General features: G+C 40.4%; 18 protein-coding genes. 11 read left to right on the top strand and 7 right to left on the bottom strand.

Annotated features, from left to right (window positions below; all coding sequences use genetic code 11):
• Positions 1–30: 30 nt before the first annotated feature.
• From ACC612_RS02440 to ACC612_RS02410, 7 genes are read left to right on the top strand one after another with little or no spacing between them, the layout of a single operon-like run.
• Complete coding sequence (locus ACC612_RS02440) at positions 31–1,569, top strand: methanogenesis marker 3 protein (RefSeq protein WP_371852945.1); 1,539 nt, start codon at positions 31–33, stop codon at positions 1,567–1,569.
• Positions 1,570–1,574: 5 nt separating this feature from the next.
• A complete protein-coding gene (locus tag ACC612_RS02435) occupies positions 1,575–2,006 on the top strand; it encodes a methanogenesis marker 6 protein (protein WP_371852878.1) in 432 nt (143 codons plus the stop codon).
• Between the two features lie 9 nt (positions 2,007–2,015).
• Positions 2,016–2,468, top strand: coding sequence for a methanogenesis marker 5 protein (locus ACC612_RS02430; protein ID WP_371852877.1), 453 nt, complete (start codon positions 2,016–2,018; stop codon positions 2,466–2,468).
• Positions 2,465–3,706 carry a methanogenesis marker 15 protein gene (locus ACC612_RS02425; protein ID WP_371852876.1) on the top strand — a complete coding sequence of 414 codons (1,242 nt, stop codon included), beginning with the start codon at positions 2,465–2,467 and terminating at the stop codon, positions 3,704–3,706. Before ACC612_RS02430 ends, ACC612_RS02425 begins: the two co-directional genes overlap by 4 nt.
• A 5-nt stretch (positions 3,707–3,711) precedes the next feature.
• The gene (locus ACC612_RS02420; RefSeq protein WP_371852875.1) at positions 3,712–4,326 is read left to right on the top strand and encodes a methanogenesis marker 17 protein; all 615 of its coding nucleotides are present in this window, start codon (positions 3,712–3,714) and stop codon (positions 4,324–4,326) included.
• A complete protein-coding gene (locus ACC612_RS02415) occupies positions 4,310–5,245 on the top strand; it encodes a methanogenesis marker 7 protein (RefSeq protein ID WP_371852874.1) in 936 nt (311 codons plus the stop codon). The genes ACC612_RS02420 and ACC612_RS02415 overlap by 17 nt, the downstream gene beginning before the upstream one ends.
• A gap of 15 nt (positions 5,246–5,260) precedes the next feature.
• Positions 5,261–5,722: a carboxymuconolactone decarboxylase family protein gene (locus ACC612_RS02410; protein WP_371852873.1), complete on the top strand. Its 462-nt coding sequence runs from the start codon at positions 5,261–5,263 to the stop codon at positions 5,720–5,722.
• Positions 5,723–5,739: 17 nt separating this feature from the next.
• Here the strand turns inward: ACC612_RS02410 and ACC612_RS02405 are convergent, their stop codons facing one another.
• From ACC612_RS02405 to ACC612_RS02385, 5 genes are all read right to left on the bottom strand, one after another.
• Positions 5,740–6,657 (bottom strand): presenilin family intramembrane aspartyl protease PSH, encoded by a 918-nt coding sequence (locus tag ACC612_RS02405; protein ID WP_371852872.1) that lies wholly within the window; start codon positions 6,655–6,657, stop codon positions 5,740–5,742.
• A 112-nt stretch (positions 6,658–6,769) separates the two neighbouring features.
• On the bottom strand, positions 6,770–7,072 hold the full coding sequence (locus tag ACC612_RS02400; RefSeq protein WP_371852871.1) for a YunC family protein: 303 nt from the start codon (positions 7,070–7,072) through the stop codon (positions 6,770–6,772).
• 24 nt (positions 7,073–7,096) lie between these two features.
• A complete protein-coding gene (locus tag ACC612_RS02395; RefSeq protein WP_371852870.1) occupies positions 7,097–7,858 on the bottom strand; it encodes a hypothetical protein in 762 nt (253 codons plus the stop codon).
• A gap of 11 nt (positions 7,859–7,869) precedes the next feature.
• Positions 7,870–8,760: a type II methionyl aminopeptidase gene (gene map / locus ACC612_RS02390; protein ID WP_371852869.1), complete on the bottom strand. Its 891-nt coding sequence runs from the start codon at positions 8,758–8,760 to the stop codon at positions 7,870–7,872.
• Positions 8,761–8,793: 33 nt separating this feature from the next.
• On the bottom strand, positions 8,794–9,969 hold the full coding sequence (locus ACC612_RS02385) for a M24 family metallopeptidase (protein WP_371852868.1): 1,176 nt from the start codon (positions 9,967–9,969) through the stop codon (positions 8,794–8,796).
• Positions 9,970–10,130: 161 nt separating this feature from the next.
• On the opposite strand from ACC612_RS02385, the gene ACC612_RS02380 reads away from it, so the two are divergent.
• Positions 10,131–10,520, top strand: a complete 390-nt coding sequence (locus ACC612_RS02380) for a DUF5658 family protein (RefSeq protein ID WP_371852867.1) — start codon at positions 10,131–10,133, stop codon at positions 10,518–10,520.
• Here ACC612_RS02380 and ACC612_RS02375 read toward each other — a convergent pair.
• The gene (locus tag ACC612_RS02375; protein WP_371852866.1) at positions 10,500–11,267 is read right to left on the bottom strand and encodes a hypothetical protein; all 768 of its coding nucleotides are present in this window, start codon (positions 11,265–11,267) and stop codon (positions 10,500–10,502) included. The genes ACC612_RS02380 and ACC612_RS02375 overlap by 21 nt on opposite strands.
• Before the next feature lie 359 nt (positions 11,268–11,626).
• On the opposite strand from ACC612_RS02375, the gene ACC612_RS02370 reads away from it, so the two are divergent.
• The 3 genes from ACC612_RS02370 (at position 11,627) to fen (ending at position 13,419) form a co-directional block, all read left to right on the top strand.
• A complete protein-coding gene (locus ACC612_RS02370; protein WP_371852865.1) occupies positions 11,627–11,953 on the top strand; it encodes a hypothetical protein in 327 nt (108 codons plus the stop codon).
• 122 nt (positions 11,954–12,075) lie between these two features.
• On the top strand, positions 12,076–12,387 hold the full coding sequence (locus ACC612_RS02365) for a hypothetical protein (RefSeq protein ID WP_371852864.1): 312 nt from the start codon (positions 12,076–12,078) through the stop codon (positions 12,385–12,387).
• A 15-nt stretch (positions 12,388–12,402) separates the two neighbouring features.
• A complete protein-coding gene (gene fen, locus ACC612_RS02360; protein ID WP_371852863.1) occupies positions 12,403–13,419 on the top strand; it encodes a flap endonuclease-1 in 1,017 nt (338 codons plus the stop codon).
• Between the two features lie 2 nt (positions 13,420–13,421).
• On the opposite strand, the gene gpmI is transcribed toward fen, so the two are convergent.
• Positions 13,422–14,963, bottom strand: coding sequence for a 2,3-bisphosphoglycerate-independent phosphoglycerate mutase (gene gpmI / locus ACC612_RS02355; RefSeq protein WP_371852862.1), 1,542 nt, complete (start codon positions 14,961–14,963; stop codon positions 13,422–13,424).
• Positions 14,964–15,374 lie beyond the last annotated feature (411 nt).

Genomic DNA, 15,374 nt, shown 5'->3' with positions numbered 1-15,374 from the left:
AGAATAGAAGAGGTGTTAGACGTGGATGGCATGATAACTGTAGAGGTAAATTATGTAAAATTAGAATTACCTGAGAGAGCTACCCTCAGGGATGCCATTCTGGCATCTAATGCCCCTTATAAAGAGGGTAATTCAATAGGGATTCTTAAGAAATCCGATACCAAGCAAGAAGAAAATGTGACAGAGTATCAGATAATTACAACTGCCGGAGAGTTTACGATAGAGCTCTTTGCAACAGATTCTCCATCAAAAAAACGATGGATAGAGAAATCCAATGAATATAGAGATATACCTCTCAGATGGTCCAGCAGAGATGCAGTTGCATTCGGCCCCTTTTTAAGCGACATTGCTCCTAAAAGAGAGGCAGGAACTTATAAAGAATATGAAGTGCTTTTTGCTGCGGGCGGTGGAGATCCCCGCAACACACACATAATAATATCTAAGGATAGACACTCCGCTGAATATGGGGATCCCCAAGAAGGAGCTTTTGGAAAGGTCGTTAGTGGAAAAAGAGTGTTGGACAATCTGGGAAAGAAAGACAGCATAATTGAGATTAAGCCTGTAATATCATGGAAACAAACAGGCGAGCACCTTCTTACTACTGACCTTGCAACACCCCTGGAAAATGAAGAAAAAGTATTCACATATCTGGATGTGGTAATGTCTCCTGAATCTCCCCTCGGAGCAGAGCATTTTTTTGCACTGATAAGAAATGGAAGTTTCAAAGTGGATATGGTTTCAAGCTCGTTTATATCAGACCATATACTCCATGGAGAGCTGCCTGCATATGAAAACTATGAACCACGAACAAGAGGGACTGTATTCCTGCGTACAGTAGGATATGGGGCAGGAAAGGCATTTATCTCTACCGATGATAGAACAGCCAGCATTCTGCATTCTGTGATAGGACATGTAGACCAGGGCATGGAACTGGTGAAAATGGCGGAAACCGGGCACAAGCTCCTGGTACGGACCACACCGCCACAAATAATGTTGCATGGCAAGAGTTTCCCGGAAGCTGAAGAAGAGATGGCCCTATATGGTGTAAAGCTCATTCGTGAAGGAGACACAAATGATGAAGCACTGATAGTAGCCCAGGATCCCGATGCTACCATTGAGATACTGCAAGAAGGTACTGTAAGAGCTACAGGCGTTGATGATTCAAAAATAGTGAGTATTGAGTTGTATGATGATGATGCACCCATAACATTGGACTTCTTCAGGCATGCTATCGGGCTGCAGTTCAGACCCGTTGGAGTGTTGCCTTTGATAATGATGTATGAGAACACCTACATATTCAAAGCTGAAAAACCTGCTGAGAAATATAAGGAAATCCTGCCGGAAAACACGCCAAAGACAAAAGTTGCAGCTGGAGAGATAGGTGTAACTAATCAGGCAGCTAAAAGGGCAGGAATGGTAGGTGTCAAGACAAAAGAAGATGATCTTTTCGGACCCACTGGAGAGAAGTTCATAAGCACAAATATCATCGGACGCATCCTTGATATGGAAAAACTCCAGCATTTCAAGGAAGGAGATAAGATCTATGTTATTGAACGCAACCGGGAGTGAAAAGCATGGATAATGGGAAAGATGAGATTACCAAAATAGTGGTCATAAGTTCTGACAGCGTTCTTCCCATAGACGCAGCGATGAAAGTTTATGAGTCCGAAACTGCCATAACGATCAAAGAGACATGCTTTGGAACAATGGTCACAGGCCCTAGAATTGCTGTGGATCGGGTTGTTAATGAACTTAGGTCTATGGATAGGAATCATATCTTCGTGAAAGAGCGTGGATTTCATCCGGGAGATGAAAGAAGATGCAGGGCCGTAAGAGGCGGTGGGCCCAGACCAGGCTTTCACTATCTGAGGGAAGAAGTACAGATGCTACCTATGATAGGAAAAGCACTTGACGCTTATGATAAGCAGGTTCCACTTCCGGAGATACATCATGCTGAAAAAATAGAATTAAAGAAGCTGAAGGACATCATTGAATCTAATATATGAGGGAATATAATGGTAAAAGTTATCATCTATCCTACTAACAGCCTGATACTTTCTGATCTTGTAGAGCGTTTTGGTCACAAACCCCTTGCAATGATGGAAAAGATAAAAGAGAAAGTAAATACAGTCGGAGTAGATTCACCACCCCTTAATATAACAGCTGAAGAACCAAAAATGGGTTTGAAGTATGCAGCTGTGGAAGTACCTGCAGGAGTAAGAGGGAGGATGGCCATAGTCGGTCCCATGATAGATGAAGCAGAAGCTGCTATTATAGTGAATGAAGCATCCATGGCCTTTGGATGTATGGGATGTGCCAGGACTAACGAGCTAACCAAATACCTGATACGTAAAAAAGAGATTTCGATCCTCGAAGTGGAATATCCCAGAAGTGAGGAGGAAGGACAAGAATTTGTCTATAAGATAGCCGAGTTTCTGAAATCCTTACCAGTGGAGGATAAAGAATGAGCAAAGATAAGCAGGTAAAAGTAGCACTGGTATCATGCGGCTCTGAATATGCAGGCGTCCAGGGAGAACTGGAGAAAGTAGCTTCCAGCGTCAATGCAAAACTAATTTTTCCTGAGATAGATATAGCTTCTCTTGATACGATCGGAAGGGAGTTTGGAATAGAGGCCGCAAGTCCAGACCTTCGCCTAATGATGGCAAGAGCCCAGGCAGTTGTAGAAGGTCTTACCGACGTGGATGGTGTGTTCATTACATCATGTTTCAGATGTGCCGAAGCTGCTATTGTAAGGAACGAAGTAAGAAGATACATAAACAAACATTCGAATGTCCCTGTTATCAGTTATTCATTCACGGAAAGGACAACTGCAGCTACTCTTATGACAAGGATGGAGGCACTTACCACTATAGCAAGAAGAAAACACCTTCTGGCTCGTGAACATCAAACTGGACTTACTGCAGGTATTGATTCCGGCTCAACTACTACAAAAGCTGTAATAATGCGGGATGACAAAATCATTGGTCAGGGATGGGTACCTACAATCAAGGTTATTGACAGTGCTACAGAGGCTTTCAACCAGGCATTGGCACAAGCGGGAGTAAAGGCTGAGGAGATACAAGCCCTGGGAACAACCGGCTATGGCAGATTTTTAGTAGGAGAGCATTTTAAAGCACAACTTATCCAGGAAGAGATCACGGTCAACTCTAAGGGTGCCGTATACCTTGCAAACAAACAAAAGGGCTCGGCAACTGTTATTGACATTGGAGGAATGGATAATAAGGCGATTTCTGTGGAGGACGGCATACCCGGCATGTTTACAATGGGAGGTATCTGTGCAGGTGCTTCGGGACGTTTCCTGGATATGACTGCAAAGAGGCTTGGTGTCGATATCACAGAACTTGGAGCACTGGCTGTCAAAGGTATGCAGGAAAAAGTTGAGATGAACAGTTACTGTATTGTCTTTGGTATCCAGTCACTTGTAAACTCGCTGGCAAAGGGATCAAGACCAGAGGATGTTGCTGCTGCAGCATGTCATAGTGTGGTGGAACAGATATTTGAGCAGCAATTGCAGGAAGTTGATGTAAAGGAACCACTAATCCTTGTGGGTGGATCTTCACTGATAGAAGGAGTTCCAAAGGCTTTGAGCAAGCTGCTAAAAATAGATGTCCTGGTACCAGCAAACTCCCACCTTATAGGTGCAGTAGGGAGTGCGTTGCTAGCATCTGGATTTGTGGAGGAATAATACTTATGGAGCCTCTGGAGACCTTCAAGGTAGAAACAAAAATACCTGAAGAGGGCGAAGCTTACAAGTCCATTCTTTCAGATGTAATGTCTGAACTTGCACTTGGAAATTCAATAGGTAGAATCTATGTGGTAATAACGCCTGAAGACTCTCTTTTCCAGATGGCAATTATTTTAAGGGGTAGCCCTCCACTGGTAAAAACATCGGATTTTGCAGATGTTAACATTGGAGCTGTGACCAGGAGTGAGATACAGATAATCCTGCGTGACGAGAAGTATTTGCCTGACCTATTGGAAAAGCTCTGGGCAAAATATGGGCGTGGCAAAGTTATCCAGCAGGATCGGAAGACCATCAATGTAAGCGTGGAAAATATGGACAATGAGATCGGGGACATAAAAGAAATGATCATATTTGATCCAAAGCGCACTCTGCTGTCCAGACTTGTAGAAATGGCCATCAGAGGAACACCAGAAGGATTCAGAGTACGCTATCATTCCCTTAATGGTAATGAATTTGTTTTTGTAGCATCTGAGGATGCAATGAAACCTGAATGGGTGCAGCAGGGACACGAGATGCTAGAAAAAATGAAAGGAGGAGAAGCTCTTGGCAGCAGTGCTTGAACCTTACATATATGAAGGCGGCATATACAAACACACGCTTCTTTTGGAACTATTGGAAGATTTGGGAGGATATCTTATCCAGAAAACTCCGGCTGCCACTGAAGTAACACTTGTAATGCTTGTACCCAGAGATGATGTACATCTTATAGAACAGCTTGCTAAGGAGTTACTTGGAAAAATCTCCAGAGCTCCCTTGACGGGAACTGAAATAGCTGTGGTCTCACCTACACTGGCATCTCATCACCTGCCACATTCCGCCTGTGATATAGCTGAATTTCTGCGGCGTAGTGGGGCAAATACCACAATGATAGGCCTTGCCAGAGGAATGGGGCGAAGAGTTGCACTTTCTGCAGATTATGAGAGGAGACTCATAAATGAGCATGACATTGCCTTGTTCTCTTTTGGAACCTTTCGAGACTGTATTATAAACAAGAAACCAAAACTCTTTGAAGGCATAAAGATACCCATCATTGCCACAGGAGGACCGGATCTTAAGACTGAAGAAGTGCCGGGAGCCGACATGTACATAGGTAACATAGGCAGGGTCTCTCACAGATTACGACACAGTGATGAACTCGAAGGGCTTGATACCATGAGTGAGAAAGTCGGGTTGATCGTGGAAAAGATGAGAGAAGATATTGCCAGAGATCCCCTCGCTGTCATGCCTGCCAGAGTAATGAAAGAGGTTCAGGAACAAATACCTGAAATCGAAGCTGTTTACACCCCTGCACCACTTACACTACAACTCGATGGACTGCGTATTAAGCTTCCTTATGCGGATTTCCATAAAAAAGTAGAGAATCTGGAACTTCAAGATAATATACACCTTGTAGACGTTGCAACCATTACACCTTCAAAAATGAAAAATTACATACTTGTGAAGGTTAAAAGGAAATCTGAAGTCGGAATAGAAATATAACATGTGAGGTACAACGTGGAGCTAGAAAAAATAAGAGAGATGCTTGATGGAGAGCCTGAAGAAGTTGTAGAGAAGCTTTTGGAAGATATAAAAAAGCAGTATGGTGAAGTACCTTATATAACAAACTTTATTAAAGATATGCCGGAGCTTTTTATATCTAGAGCAATATACACAAACAGCATTATGCGCGAGTTCAAGCGCATGGACCCAAAGACAGTAGAACTTATAAGCATTGCTGTGGCTTCTGCACTCAAATGTGGACATTGCCTGAAAACCCATATCAGGGCGGCCAAAAGGCTTGGAGTTAGCAGAGAAGAAATATTTGATACGATCCTTATCAGCAGTACTGTGGCAAATGCATCAATACTTGCAGAAGGTACACGTGCTATAGATTCTGAATTCGCATCTACGGATAACGGAAAAGATCCTTCTTGCATGTTCTGTAATTTTACTTCTGAACTGCCAGAACAGCGCTGATAATTTCTTCTAAAAATTTAATAGAAGGGTATGCCTGAAATTAATACCCCGACTGCATACCCTAATATAACACCTGTATTAAGGAAAGGAAGACCAGCCTGAGGTTTTCCTTTCATTACAAATACCATAAGAGCTGAGTATCCTACAAGCGTACCGATCATAGCGCCTATGGAAGGATATGAAATACCGAAGAACTGCAGAGGAGAATATTTTGCAAGGAAAACATTTGCAGAGACTACCAGAATAGTGGGCATTACCGCATCTCCCAAACCCATGAAAAATGCCTCTCTCTCTTCACCTTCCTCTTTCTTGAAACTGTCCTTGATAAAAGAATAGCTCAGTTTCTTTGGGATAATGAAAAGGATAGGTAATCTAAGATCCATAACACCTTCAGCAAGATCTATCATATGCTTTGTTTTGTATACAGAAATCGCATCATAGATAGCAAGCAGAGATAGAAGAACCAGTACAGGCACTATAGAAAGGGAAATACCGAATATTGCACTCGCTCCAGCTCCAACAATAAGACCTACAGTGTTTATTACATACCATTCCGGAAACTTGTAGAGCAGAATCGTCAAACCTATCGAAAGGGAGAGAGAAACAGCATTGATCATACCGCTTGAATCTATTACTGAAGATAATAAAGCTATGAAAACATAATAGATAGTAGAAGCTACTGCCAGTAGTATTACAAGCTGTATGACCCATTGTAGATTCTTTTTCAATGCAATGAGCAAGAAAAAAGTGAATACAAGGATGATCACAATATAATACAAGCTATTGGCTGTTGAGTCCGGGTTCTCAAAAGCCTGCATACCTTCTGCATCCATAGGTTGTGCCAGTATCAAAGCCAGGAACTGGACAGCTAATATGATGCCAGCCATTGCTAAAATTGGAGCATAATTTTTCAAAAAGCTTTTTTCCGAACTCAAAGAGATATCTCCTGATTTATAATTATATAATAGTGAGTAAATAATAGGTCCGCAGTATTTAACTTTACCTAGATTTAAGCCATAAATTTAGTGTATAGAAAATGGAATTGTTTCAGAACATTAACTCTAAGGCATCTCTAGCCTTCATGCCTACAGTAATACCGAGTTCTTTGGCTTTTGGAGTGACAGATCTCACTTCAGCAAAGAGAACATCTTCAAAGTTATTTACTCCTGAGACCCGTACAGCCACATCACCCAGCTTCTCAGCTGTGGCCATGTCCAGATAACCACACATCACAAAGCCCAGATCAGCTTTTACTACAAGCAAGGAAGCATGCTGCAATTCAAAGTTCAAGCCTATTGCAATGCCCCTCTTTAATTTTATTTGTTCGATGATCATGTGTGACCTTGCCAATATCAAATAGTCCGTATCATAATATTAATCAATGTCAGTATTATTCATCCCCAAATAGGGAAGTATCCTTTCTGCAAGAGATGAGTTTTTCTCTTTATCATCTATTGGAATAGTACTTTCACCAGAGATATTTTCAGGGACTCCCGCAACTGGAGGAACTATGCCTTCAATTTCATCCAGGTGGAAATAAACGGTTGCTCTATCTGTTGAACCAAAAACACCCCGGATTTTAATGAATCCCTGATCAGTACTAATAGATACATTATCTATCCCTTCAGTAGAATTTACAGATACTCCTTTTGGCATATTGATAACTAGAGAAGTGCCTTTCTCACCAGTAAAACTGATACTACTGTCGCTTGGCCCTGATAACGGATTTACCAAACGATAATTAGTCATGTAGAGATTTCTAATTTCTTCCACCTGTGTTACCGATCCTAATAATTCAGATGACATCGAAGAGTTCACATCAGTTAATACTACAGATTGGGAAGATCCATTTATGATCACATCCATATTTTCATGGATAGAGTTTTCTAAAGTGGATCTGGTCTTTACATCTGCCTTAAGGATTTCCCAGGCGCTGATGAAGTGATCCTGATTGCCTAAAGACATATCAATGTAGTCTTTGTAGATGAGGGCATTACCTTCGGTATACGTTTCCGTATACTTCCACTGAACAGTGTCATACCCTACAGTAATATTGTTTTCCCAGGTGAATGCTGCATTCACTGGGATCACCATGAATAAAAGCAACACTGAAAGTGCCAAAAGTAAAGACCTCAAATTATCACCCTTTAAAGAGTTGTCACCTTGCAACCATCATCAGTAACTATCAGCGTATGTTCTGCCTGAGAGACCATACCACCTGCAACTTCTTTCAATACCGGATAAGAAGTAATTACACCTGATTTAGCAAGCTGCATCAGAGCGAAGTCCAGCTTTTCGGTCTTAAGCCATCTTTTAGCAAACGGAAGCATTTGATAAGGTTCTATTTCCTTCAATAGATTACGTGCAGCCGGCAAACGTACTGGTTTGTTTCCTATAACACTGAAAATCTCCGACCATGAACCATCTACTATTTTTCCTGCTCCGTCTGTAGCAAAGGGTTCAATAGCTATTACATCTCCTGCCTGTAGCACAGAACCATGATCAATATGACGGTTAGGTATGCTGGGATGAGTGTGAGCAATATATCTGGCAACCCCATGACCTGTGAGATTTATAATTGGTCTAAAGCCTAGATTTACAATGGTATCCTCAATCACACCGCCTATTTGTGCAGTATTTACACCACTTTTCACAATGTCTATAGCGGCATAAAGGGCAGCTTCGGAAGCTTTGACTAGATCCCCATGCTTCCCTGTGAGATCCACTGTGATGGCAGAATCAGCAATATAACCATCAACGTGCACTCCAATGTCAAGCTTCACCACATCTTCTCCAAAAACCGTCTCATCACCTGCCATTGGCGTAGCATGGGCAGCTTCATCATTACGTGAAATATTGCACGGGAAAGCTGAACCATCTGCTCCCAGCTCAATAGCCCTGTTCTCCACAAATTCAGCAACCTCAAGCAAGCTTGAACCTACTTGGATCTTATCCTTTGCTTCACTCCTTACCCTGGACAAAATCTCACCTGCCTTGAGATATTTCTCCAGAACTTCCTCCTGCATTTTACCCATCATAAAACACCTACTGACTAATGCCTTAATAAAAACTTATACTACAAATCTCTTTTCAAGCAATGTAAGGTTCTCACAACCATTTTCTGTTACTAACAGCAGATCTTCTATACGAATACCACCCTGACCTGGATAGTACAAACCAGGTTCAATGGTGATGACATTCCCTTTCTCAAGAGGGATTGCCTGAGAACCCACATAGGGAGCTTCGTGAATATCAAGACCAACACCGTGACCTGTGGAATGAATGAAACCTACTTTCGAACCATCACGAAGTGTTTTGAAACCATGCGATTCAAGTACTTCACATACACGATTGTGGATATCACTACAGAGTACACCTGGTTTTACCATCTCAATAGCTGCCTTTTGAGCTGCTAGAACTGCATCATACATTTTCTGAAGCTCAGGAGACGCTTCCCCTTTTAGGACTGTACGGCTCATATCAGCAAAGTACCGATATTTTTTGCTGCGAGGGAATATATCGATGACTATTGGTTCATTGGCAGTAAGCGGGCCTTCTCCTTCCCAATGGGGGTTCGAAGCTTTTTTACCACATGCTACAATTGTACCAACGGCTTCACATCCTGCTTCCAGCAATGCAAGGTCTATTTCTCTACGTACATCCTCTGCAGTGAGCTCAAAACCCCTGGATAGCAGTTTACCATCAATGATCTCCGACTTATGAATAAGATTAATAGCCGCAGCCATGGCTTTTTCACATGAGGTCTGAGCATACCTTATGTGCTCTATTTCATCTTCTCTTTTAACAGACCTTAATTTTTTGAAAGGGCTTTCCATATCAACAATAGTAAAGCCTTCCTCTTTCAGAGTCTGAGCTGTATGATAAGGAAAATCACGAGGGACTCCAATTTTTCGGACACCTTCTTTTTGTAATATCTCAGCAATACAATCTACATAAGCCTGATATGAATCGCCCCGTTGTTTTAGCTTCTCCCTGTAGTTGTAATCTTGCAACGTACGTACATCACTAACCCTTGATTCAAGCTCAGCACGCCCTTTTTCCATTTCTGAAACTAATAATATCTCTTTTTTACCCGAGGTTTGTATGTAAGTGTACTTATCCGAGACAAAGAAATTTGTGGCGTAGAAAAAATCAGCATTTTCTGCATTACCCACAATCATAAAGCCATCTGCTTTGTGCTTAGCCAGCAAATCCGATATATCCATGATCTCCATCCTCTCTGCCATACTATGAACATTGTTGTTAATAGTACAAAACAATTATCTTATCTTTTCAATGACCTGAATGCATGATGCTAAGAATAAAAATAGCACCTGAGAGCTCATGTGCATAAGACAATAATTTGTATACATTTTGAATATATACTGGTCCATGGAAATATGGAATCATGGTACTGAAAAACGGTGTAGTGGCAAAACTAAATCCATTTGTACATTTCATTGAGGACATTAAATACATAATTGTATTCTATGTATTAGGAGATTTTATTACTACATACCATGCGCTTGATTATGGACTTGAGGAGAATCCCTTCCTTGCTACCCTTATGAATGAGTTTGGAATATGGTCAATGCTAATGATGAAGATTTTATTCATAGGGATCATTTATTGGTATTATATCACTTTAATGAATGAAGAAACATCATGGAAGAGTCATTTATGGTTTGCATCCAAAAGTACGGTCAGCATTGTAGGGATATTTCTCGTGGTAAACAACCTGCTCGTAATATTTTCTAAATGCAGCTTAATACAGCTTTTAGGAATCGCCCCATATTAATTCACTTGGACGCTTTCTTGTAGAAACAAGCATGCCAAGTATCTTTTCCTTAGACTCCCCCGTAAGAAGAAAAACGGCTGAAGATCTATTAAGTTCTTCTTTGAGTTCAGGGAATGGAACTTGCATATTCAGCCATTCCACTCTATGATAATGCCGGGTGTATGTTTCTGTATTGTCATATTCATATCCGCCCATTACCCTTCCAATAGCAAAAAGACTTTTTTCAGGAAGAGGCATTATCACAATATCACCTGTAAGAATGCTAATTGAAAACCTGGCCATATCAGAAGACCATGTTTCCAGTTTGGACTCTGCAATTGAACAGAGTTTATCACGGATAGCTGTTTTTAATTGTTCAATTATTTCAAATTCATCAAACTTATCCATGACTTTGTGAAAGCCAGTCAATTCCCGGTTCATCCCTTCAAGCATTGTTTTTAGTCTAGAAATCTTTTCAGCTCTCAGAGGAGAGCCAGAAAAGTAGTTAAAGTCATCCAGGCTGCTCTCCAGCTCAATGATTAGATTATTGGTAAAATCATCATATTTTTGATCAAGCAACTTATAACGATCTTGCAGAATAGTTGAATTAGCTGAAGATTTAAGTTCTTCTTCAAACTCATCGAGTATATGTAGTTCCAAGTCAAAAGATATAACATTCTTTTTGAGGCATTCCCTTGCCTGGCTGCCGGCATATCCGGTCTTTACGACCCAGACGTTAATAATATCCTTAATACTCAGATGAGACACCCCCTATAGCAATAGATTAGAAAGGGGTCACTTAAATAACATTCCATTGGCTATATGCTTAAAAATAGATTATGCATCTTGAAAAATTGTGATCCATTGGCAGCACCACTCTAGAAATGGCACCTTATATAAAGTAGTAAATATAGAGTTGTAAAGAACACATTGAAAAATATAAACAACTATAAATATAAACATGCTGTGATACTATGCAGAAAGAATATACATAAAAAGACGTAAAAGAAGAAAACAACGGACTGAATACGATTGAAAAGACTTTTCTACAAAGTCAATCAATTGGGTTTATATCCTTAAAGAGAAGTAAGCAATAAAGTAATCTAAATTCTATCCTATGAGGGTCGATGATGGAGACAAGAGACATTGTTTTTTCCATAGTTATGGTAGTATCATCTTTCGTACTCACGTACGAGTGGCTTGGAAGATTTAGTTATGACCCTGCGAACTCACTAATAATACTCGCAGCAATAGTCATGGTAGGTGCTTTAGCAGCTATGATTCTATCAGTAGACATACGCATGCGAAAAATGGAAAACATGTTAGATGTAAAAGAAAGGTCCCTGCGGATCAACGTACAGAGCATCGAGAGTAACATGGACAGAAAGATGGACGAGGTAATCAACAGAGTAGATGAAGCTCTGGAAACTCTCAACAGCAAACGGTACAGGTGAAATAAAAGAAAATATAATTACCAAGATAGAACAATTAGTTCCCATGTGATCCGAAAATGATATAAACGAGTGCTCACTATCATAGGTGGTTTAGAAGTCTAATTCTACAAAGAGGTGCGTATATGCGCATTCATCTGGAACCGATTGGCATAATCAAAAAAGCTGGAAAATATTCCGAGATAATGATTTATTCTGATTTCGAGCAAGTAGTGAAGAACGTAATATCGAAAATTGGCACAGAGATCAGCGGACAGAAATTGCTTATTGTACATAAGAACAGAAGTTCTGACGGAGATGGACATCAAGTCCAGATAACAAAAGCAGACCTTATAGAAAGAGTAGGGAATATATTAAAAATTGGGAGCATCGACGCATCTGAGGATTCGGTCATCGATGTAAGACTTGATACGGGCGAAACAACTAAGAATATCTGAGAACTATCCTTATTCATGGGAACAGATATTGGAGAGCTTCTGAAAAAACGGCAAGTTGAGATATCTGAGTTATCCCATAAAGTTGTAGCAATAGACGCATACAACACACTTTACCAGTTTCTGAGTATAATAAGGCAGAGAGACGGAACTCCGCTAAAGGACTCAAAGGGGAATGTCACTTCTCATTTATCTGGCATCCTTTATCGAATGACCAGCCTTATGGAAGAAGGAATTAAACCAGTATTTGTTTTTGATGGCAAACCATCGTATCTCAAAGACCGGACCATAGAAAAGAGAATGGTCGATAGAGAAAATGCAAAGATAAAATGGGAAGAGGCGAAAGAAAAAGGATTAGCAGAAGAAGCATATATGTATGCTCAGGCTTCTTCGAAGGTTACCCGCGAGATAGCTGATGATTCCAGAAGACTTCTTTTGGCTATGGGAATTCCCTGGGTGGATGCCCCTTCGGAAGGAGAGGCGCAGGCTGCCCACATGGTGGCAACAGGAAATGCAAATTATGTTGCTTCACAAGATTATGATTCATTACTTTTTGGGGCTCCTGCAGTTGTAAGAAACCTGACAATCACAGGCAAACGAAAACTGCCAAAGAAAAATATATTTGTGGATGTAAAACCTGAAGTAATGGTACTTGAAGATAACCTTACAGAACTTGGAATTGATCGATCACAACTACTAGATATTGCATTATGCGTAGGTACTGATTACAACCCTGGACTTGAGAAGATCGGGCCAAAAAAAGCGTTTAAACTTGTAAAAGAGCACGGAAGCATCGAAAAGGTGTTAGAGTTAGTTGGCCAGAATATAGAAAACATCCAAGAGATAAAAGAAATTTTTTTAAACCCTCCTGTAATAGACAATTACAGCCTCAAATGGAAAAAACCTGATAGTGAAGCAATAATTGAATTCCTTTGCCAAGAGCATGATTTTTCAAAAGAAAGAGTAATAAAGGCCTGTGAAAGACTGGAAACGATCAGTGGCCCAGGACAACGAACCCTGGACCAATGGTTCTAATATCACTTTATAAGAAGCGACTTCCCAGTCATTTCTATTGGTTTTGGAATATTTAGTATCTCAAGCATTGTCGGAGCAATGTCCGACAACTTGCCTTTGTGAAGCTTCACACCGTTCTCTTCGGAGACATAGATACAACGTACCGGATTAGAAGTATGGGCCGTATGTGGAGCACCGGAAACTAGGTCTAACATTTTTTCAGCATTGCCATGATCAGCAGTAATAATTACAGAGCTTCCTGCCCCTATTATGGCATCAACTACCTTTCCTACACAAGTATCAACAGTTTGCACCGCTTCTACGGCAGCATCAAAGAGACCCGTATGGCCCACCATGTCCATGTTGGCATAGTTGACTATTATTACATCATAAGATCCCGATTTGATTTGTTCCACAAGCTTATCAGTAACCTCATAAGCACTCATTTGTGGTTTAAGATCATAGGTAGCTACCTTAGGTGATGGGACAAGCAATCTGTCCTCACCAGCATTCTGCTGCTCGACACCCCCATTGAGGAAAAAAGTAACATGAGCATATTTTTCAGTCTCAGCTATTCTTAATTGTTTCAGACCATGATTGCTGAGAACCTGCCCCAAAGTACTATCTATTAACTCTGTTGGAAAAACAAGGGGAATATCTAGTTTTTCATCATATTCGGACATGCATACATAATAAACATTTGGATGAAGATTTCTTTCAAACCCTTCAAAACACTCGTCTACAAAACAATAAGTAAGCTGGCGTGCTCTATCCGGCCTGAAATTGAAGAAAATTACAGAATCGTTGTCCTTAATAGTAACAAGAGGTTGACCACTTTCATCTAGAATTACTGTGGGCTTGACGAACTCATCATTTTCGCCTCTATCGTATGCATCTTTGATTGCAGAAACAGGATCTTTAGATCTGAGACCTTCACCTAAGACTAACGCATCATAAGCAAGTTTTACCCTATCCCAGCGCTTATCTCTGTCCATAGCATAGTATCTTCCTGAAACAGTAGCAATGACAGCATTCTTTCTTTTAGAATACATTCGCTGAAACTCTTCCATATCGCAAAGAGCCTGCTTGGGGGGCACATCCCTACCATCAAGAAAAGCATGAATATAAACCTTGGATAATCCTTGGTTTTCGGCAACTTTTATAAGACCTTTTAAGTGGGTCATGTGGCTATGTACTCCCCCATACGAAAAAAGACCCATTAAATGCAGGTTAGAACCATTTTTCTTAACATTTTCAATTGCATCAAGAAGTACTGGATTGTTAAAAATCTCACCACTTTCAATAGATCTATTAATTCGTGTCAGATCCTGATAAACAATCCTCCCTGCACCAATGTTGAGATGCCCTACTTCAGAATTGCCCATCTGGCCTGCAGGAAGCCCAACACTTTCCCCTGACGCTTCAAGAAAAGTAGAAGGATATGTTTCCAAAAGAGAATCCAGAACCGGTGTTTTTGCAGCCAGAATAGCATTTCCTCTGAGCTCTGGGTCATAGCCCCACCCATCAAGAATCATAAGCAGTAAAGGTTTTTTAGATTCTACCATGCTTACGTAAATGTCATTAATATATATTAATAAGCTGCCATAGTAAAAAGTTGTACAAAATGAGAAGTATAATAGGACCCATGTTGAAGTACAATTAGATGAACAATGTTTACAAGAAGCAGAAGATACAAGTCAGCTTTTTTTAAAAACAAACAAAACAAGTAAACTTTACTTGAGATGAATGCAACTAATAATTACTAAACCGAGTACTTATATCACTTTTTTTATGCAAAAGCGGACATAGGGTATTAAAGAGAATTTGTACCATATAATAAAGAAGATAAAAATGCCATTTAGAAAGTCAGTGGATATATAAATACAAAGAGTTGAAAATCCCTTAGCAGTAGTCGCAAATTACAAAGTAAACCATACATATATGATTATATTGAGTTACTAATAAGGATACCTAAG

It is taken from the genome of Methanomethylovorans sp., from assembly GCF_041447285.1.
Classification (GTDB): domain Archaea; phylum Halobacteriota; class Methanosarcinia; order Methanosarcinales; family Methanosarcinaceae; genus Methanomethylovorans.
This window is presented reverse-complemented; position numbering and strand designations above follow the sequence as displayed.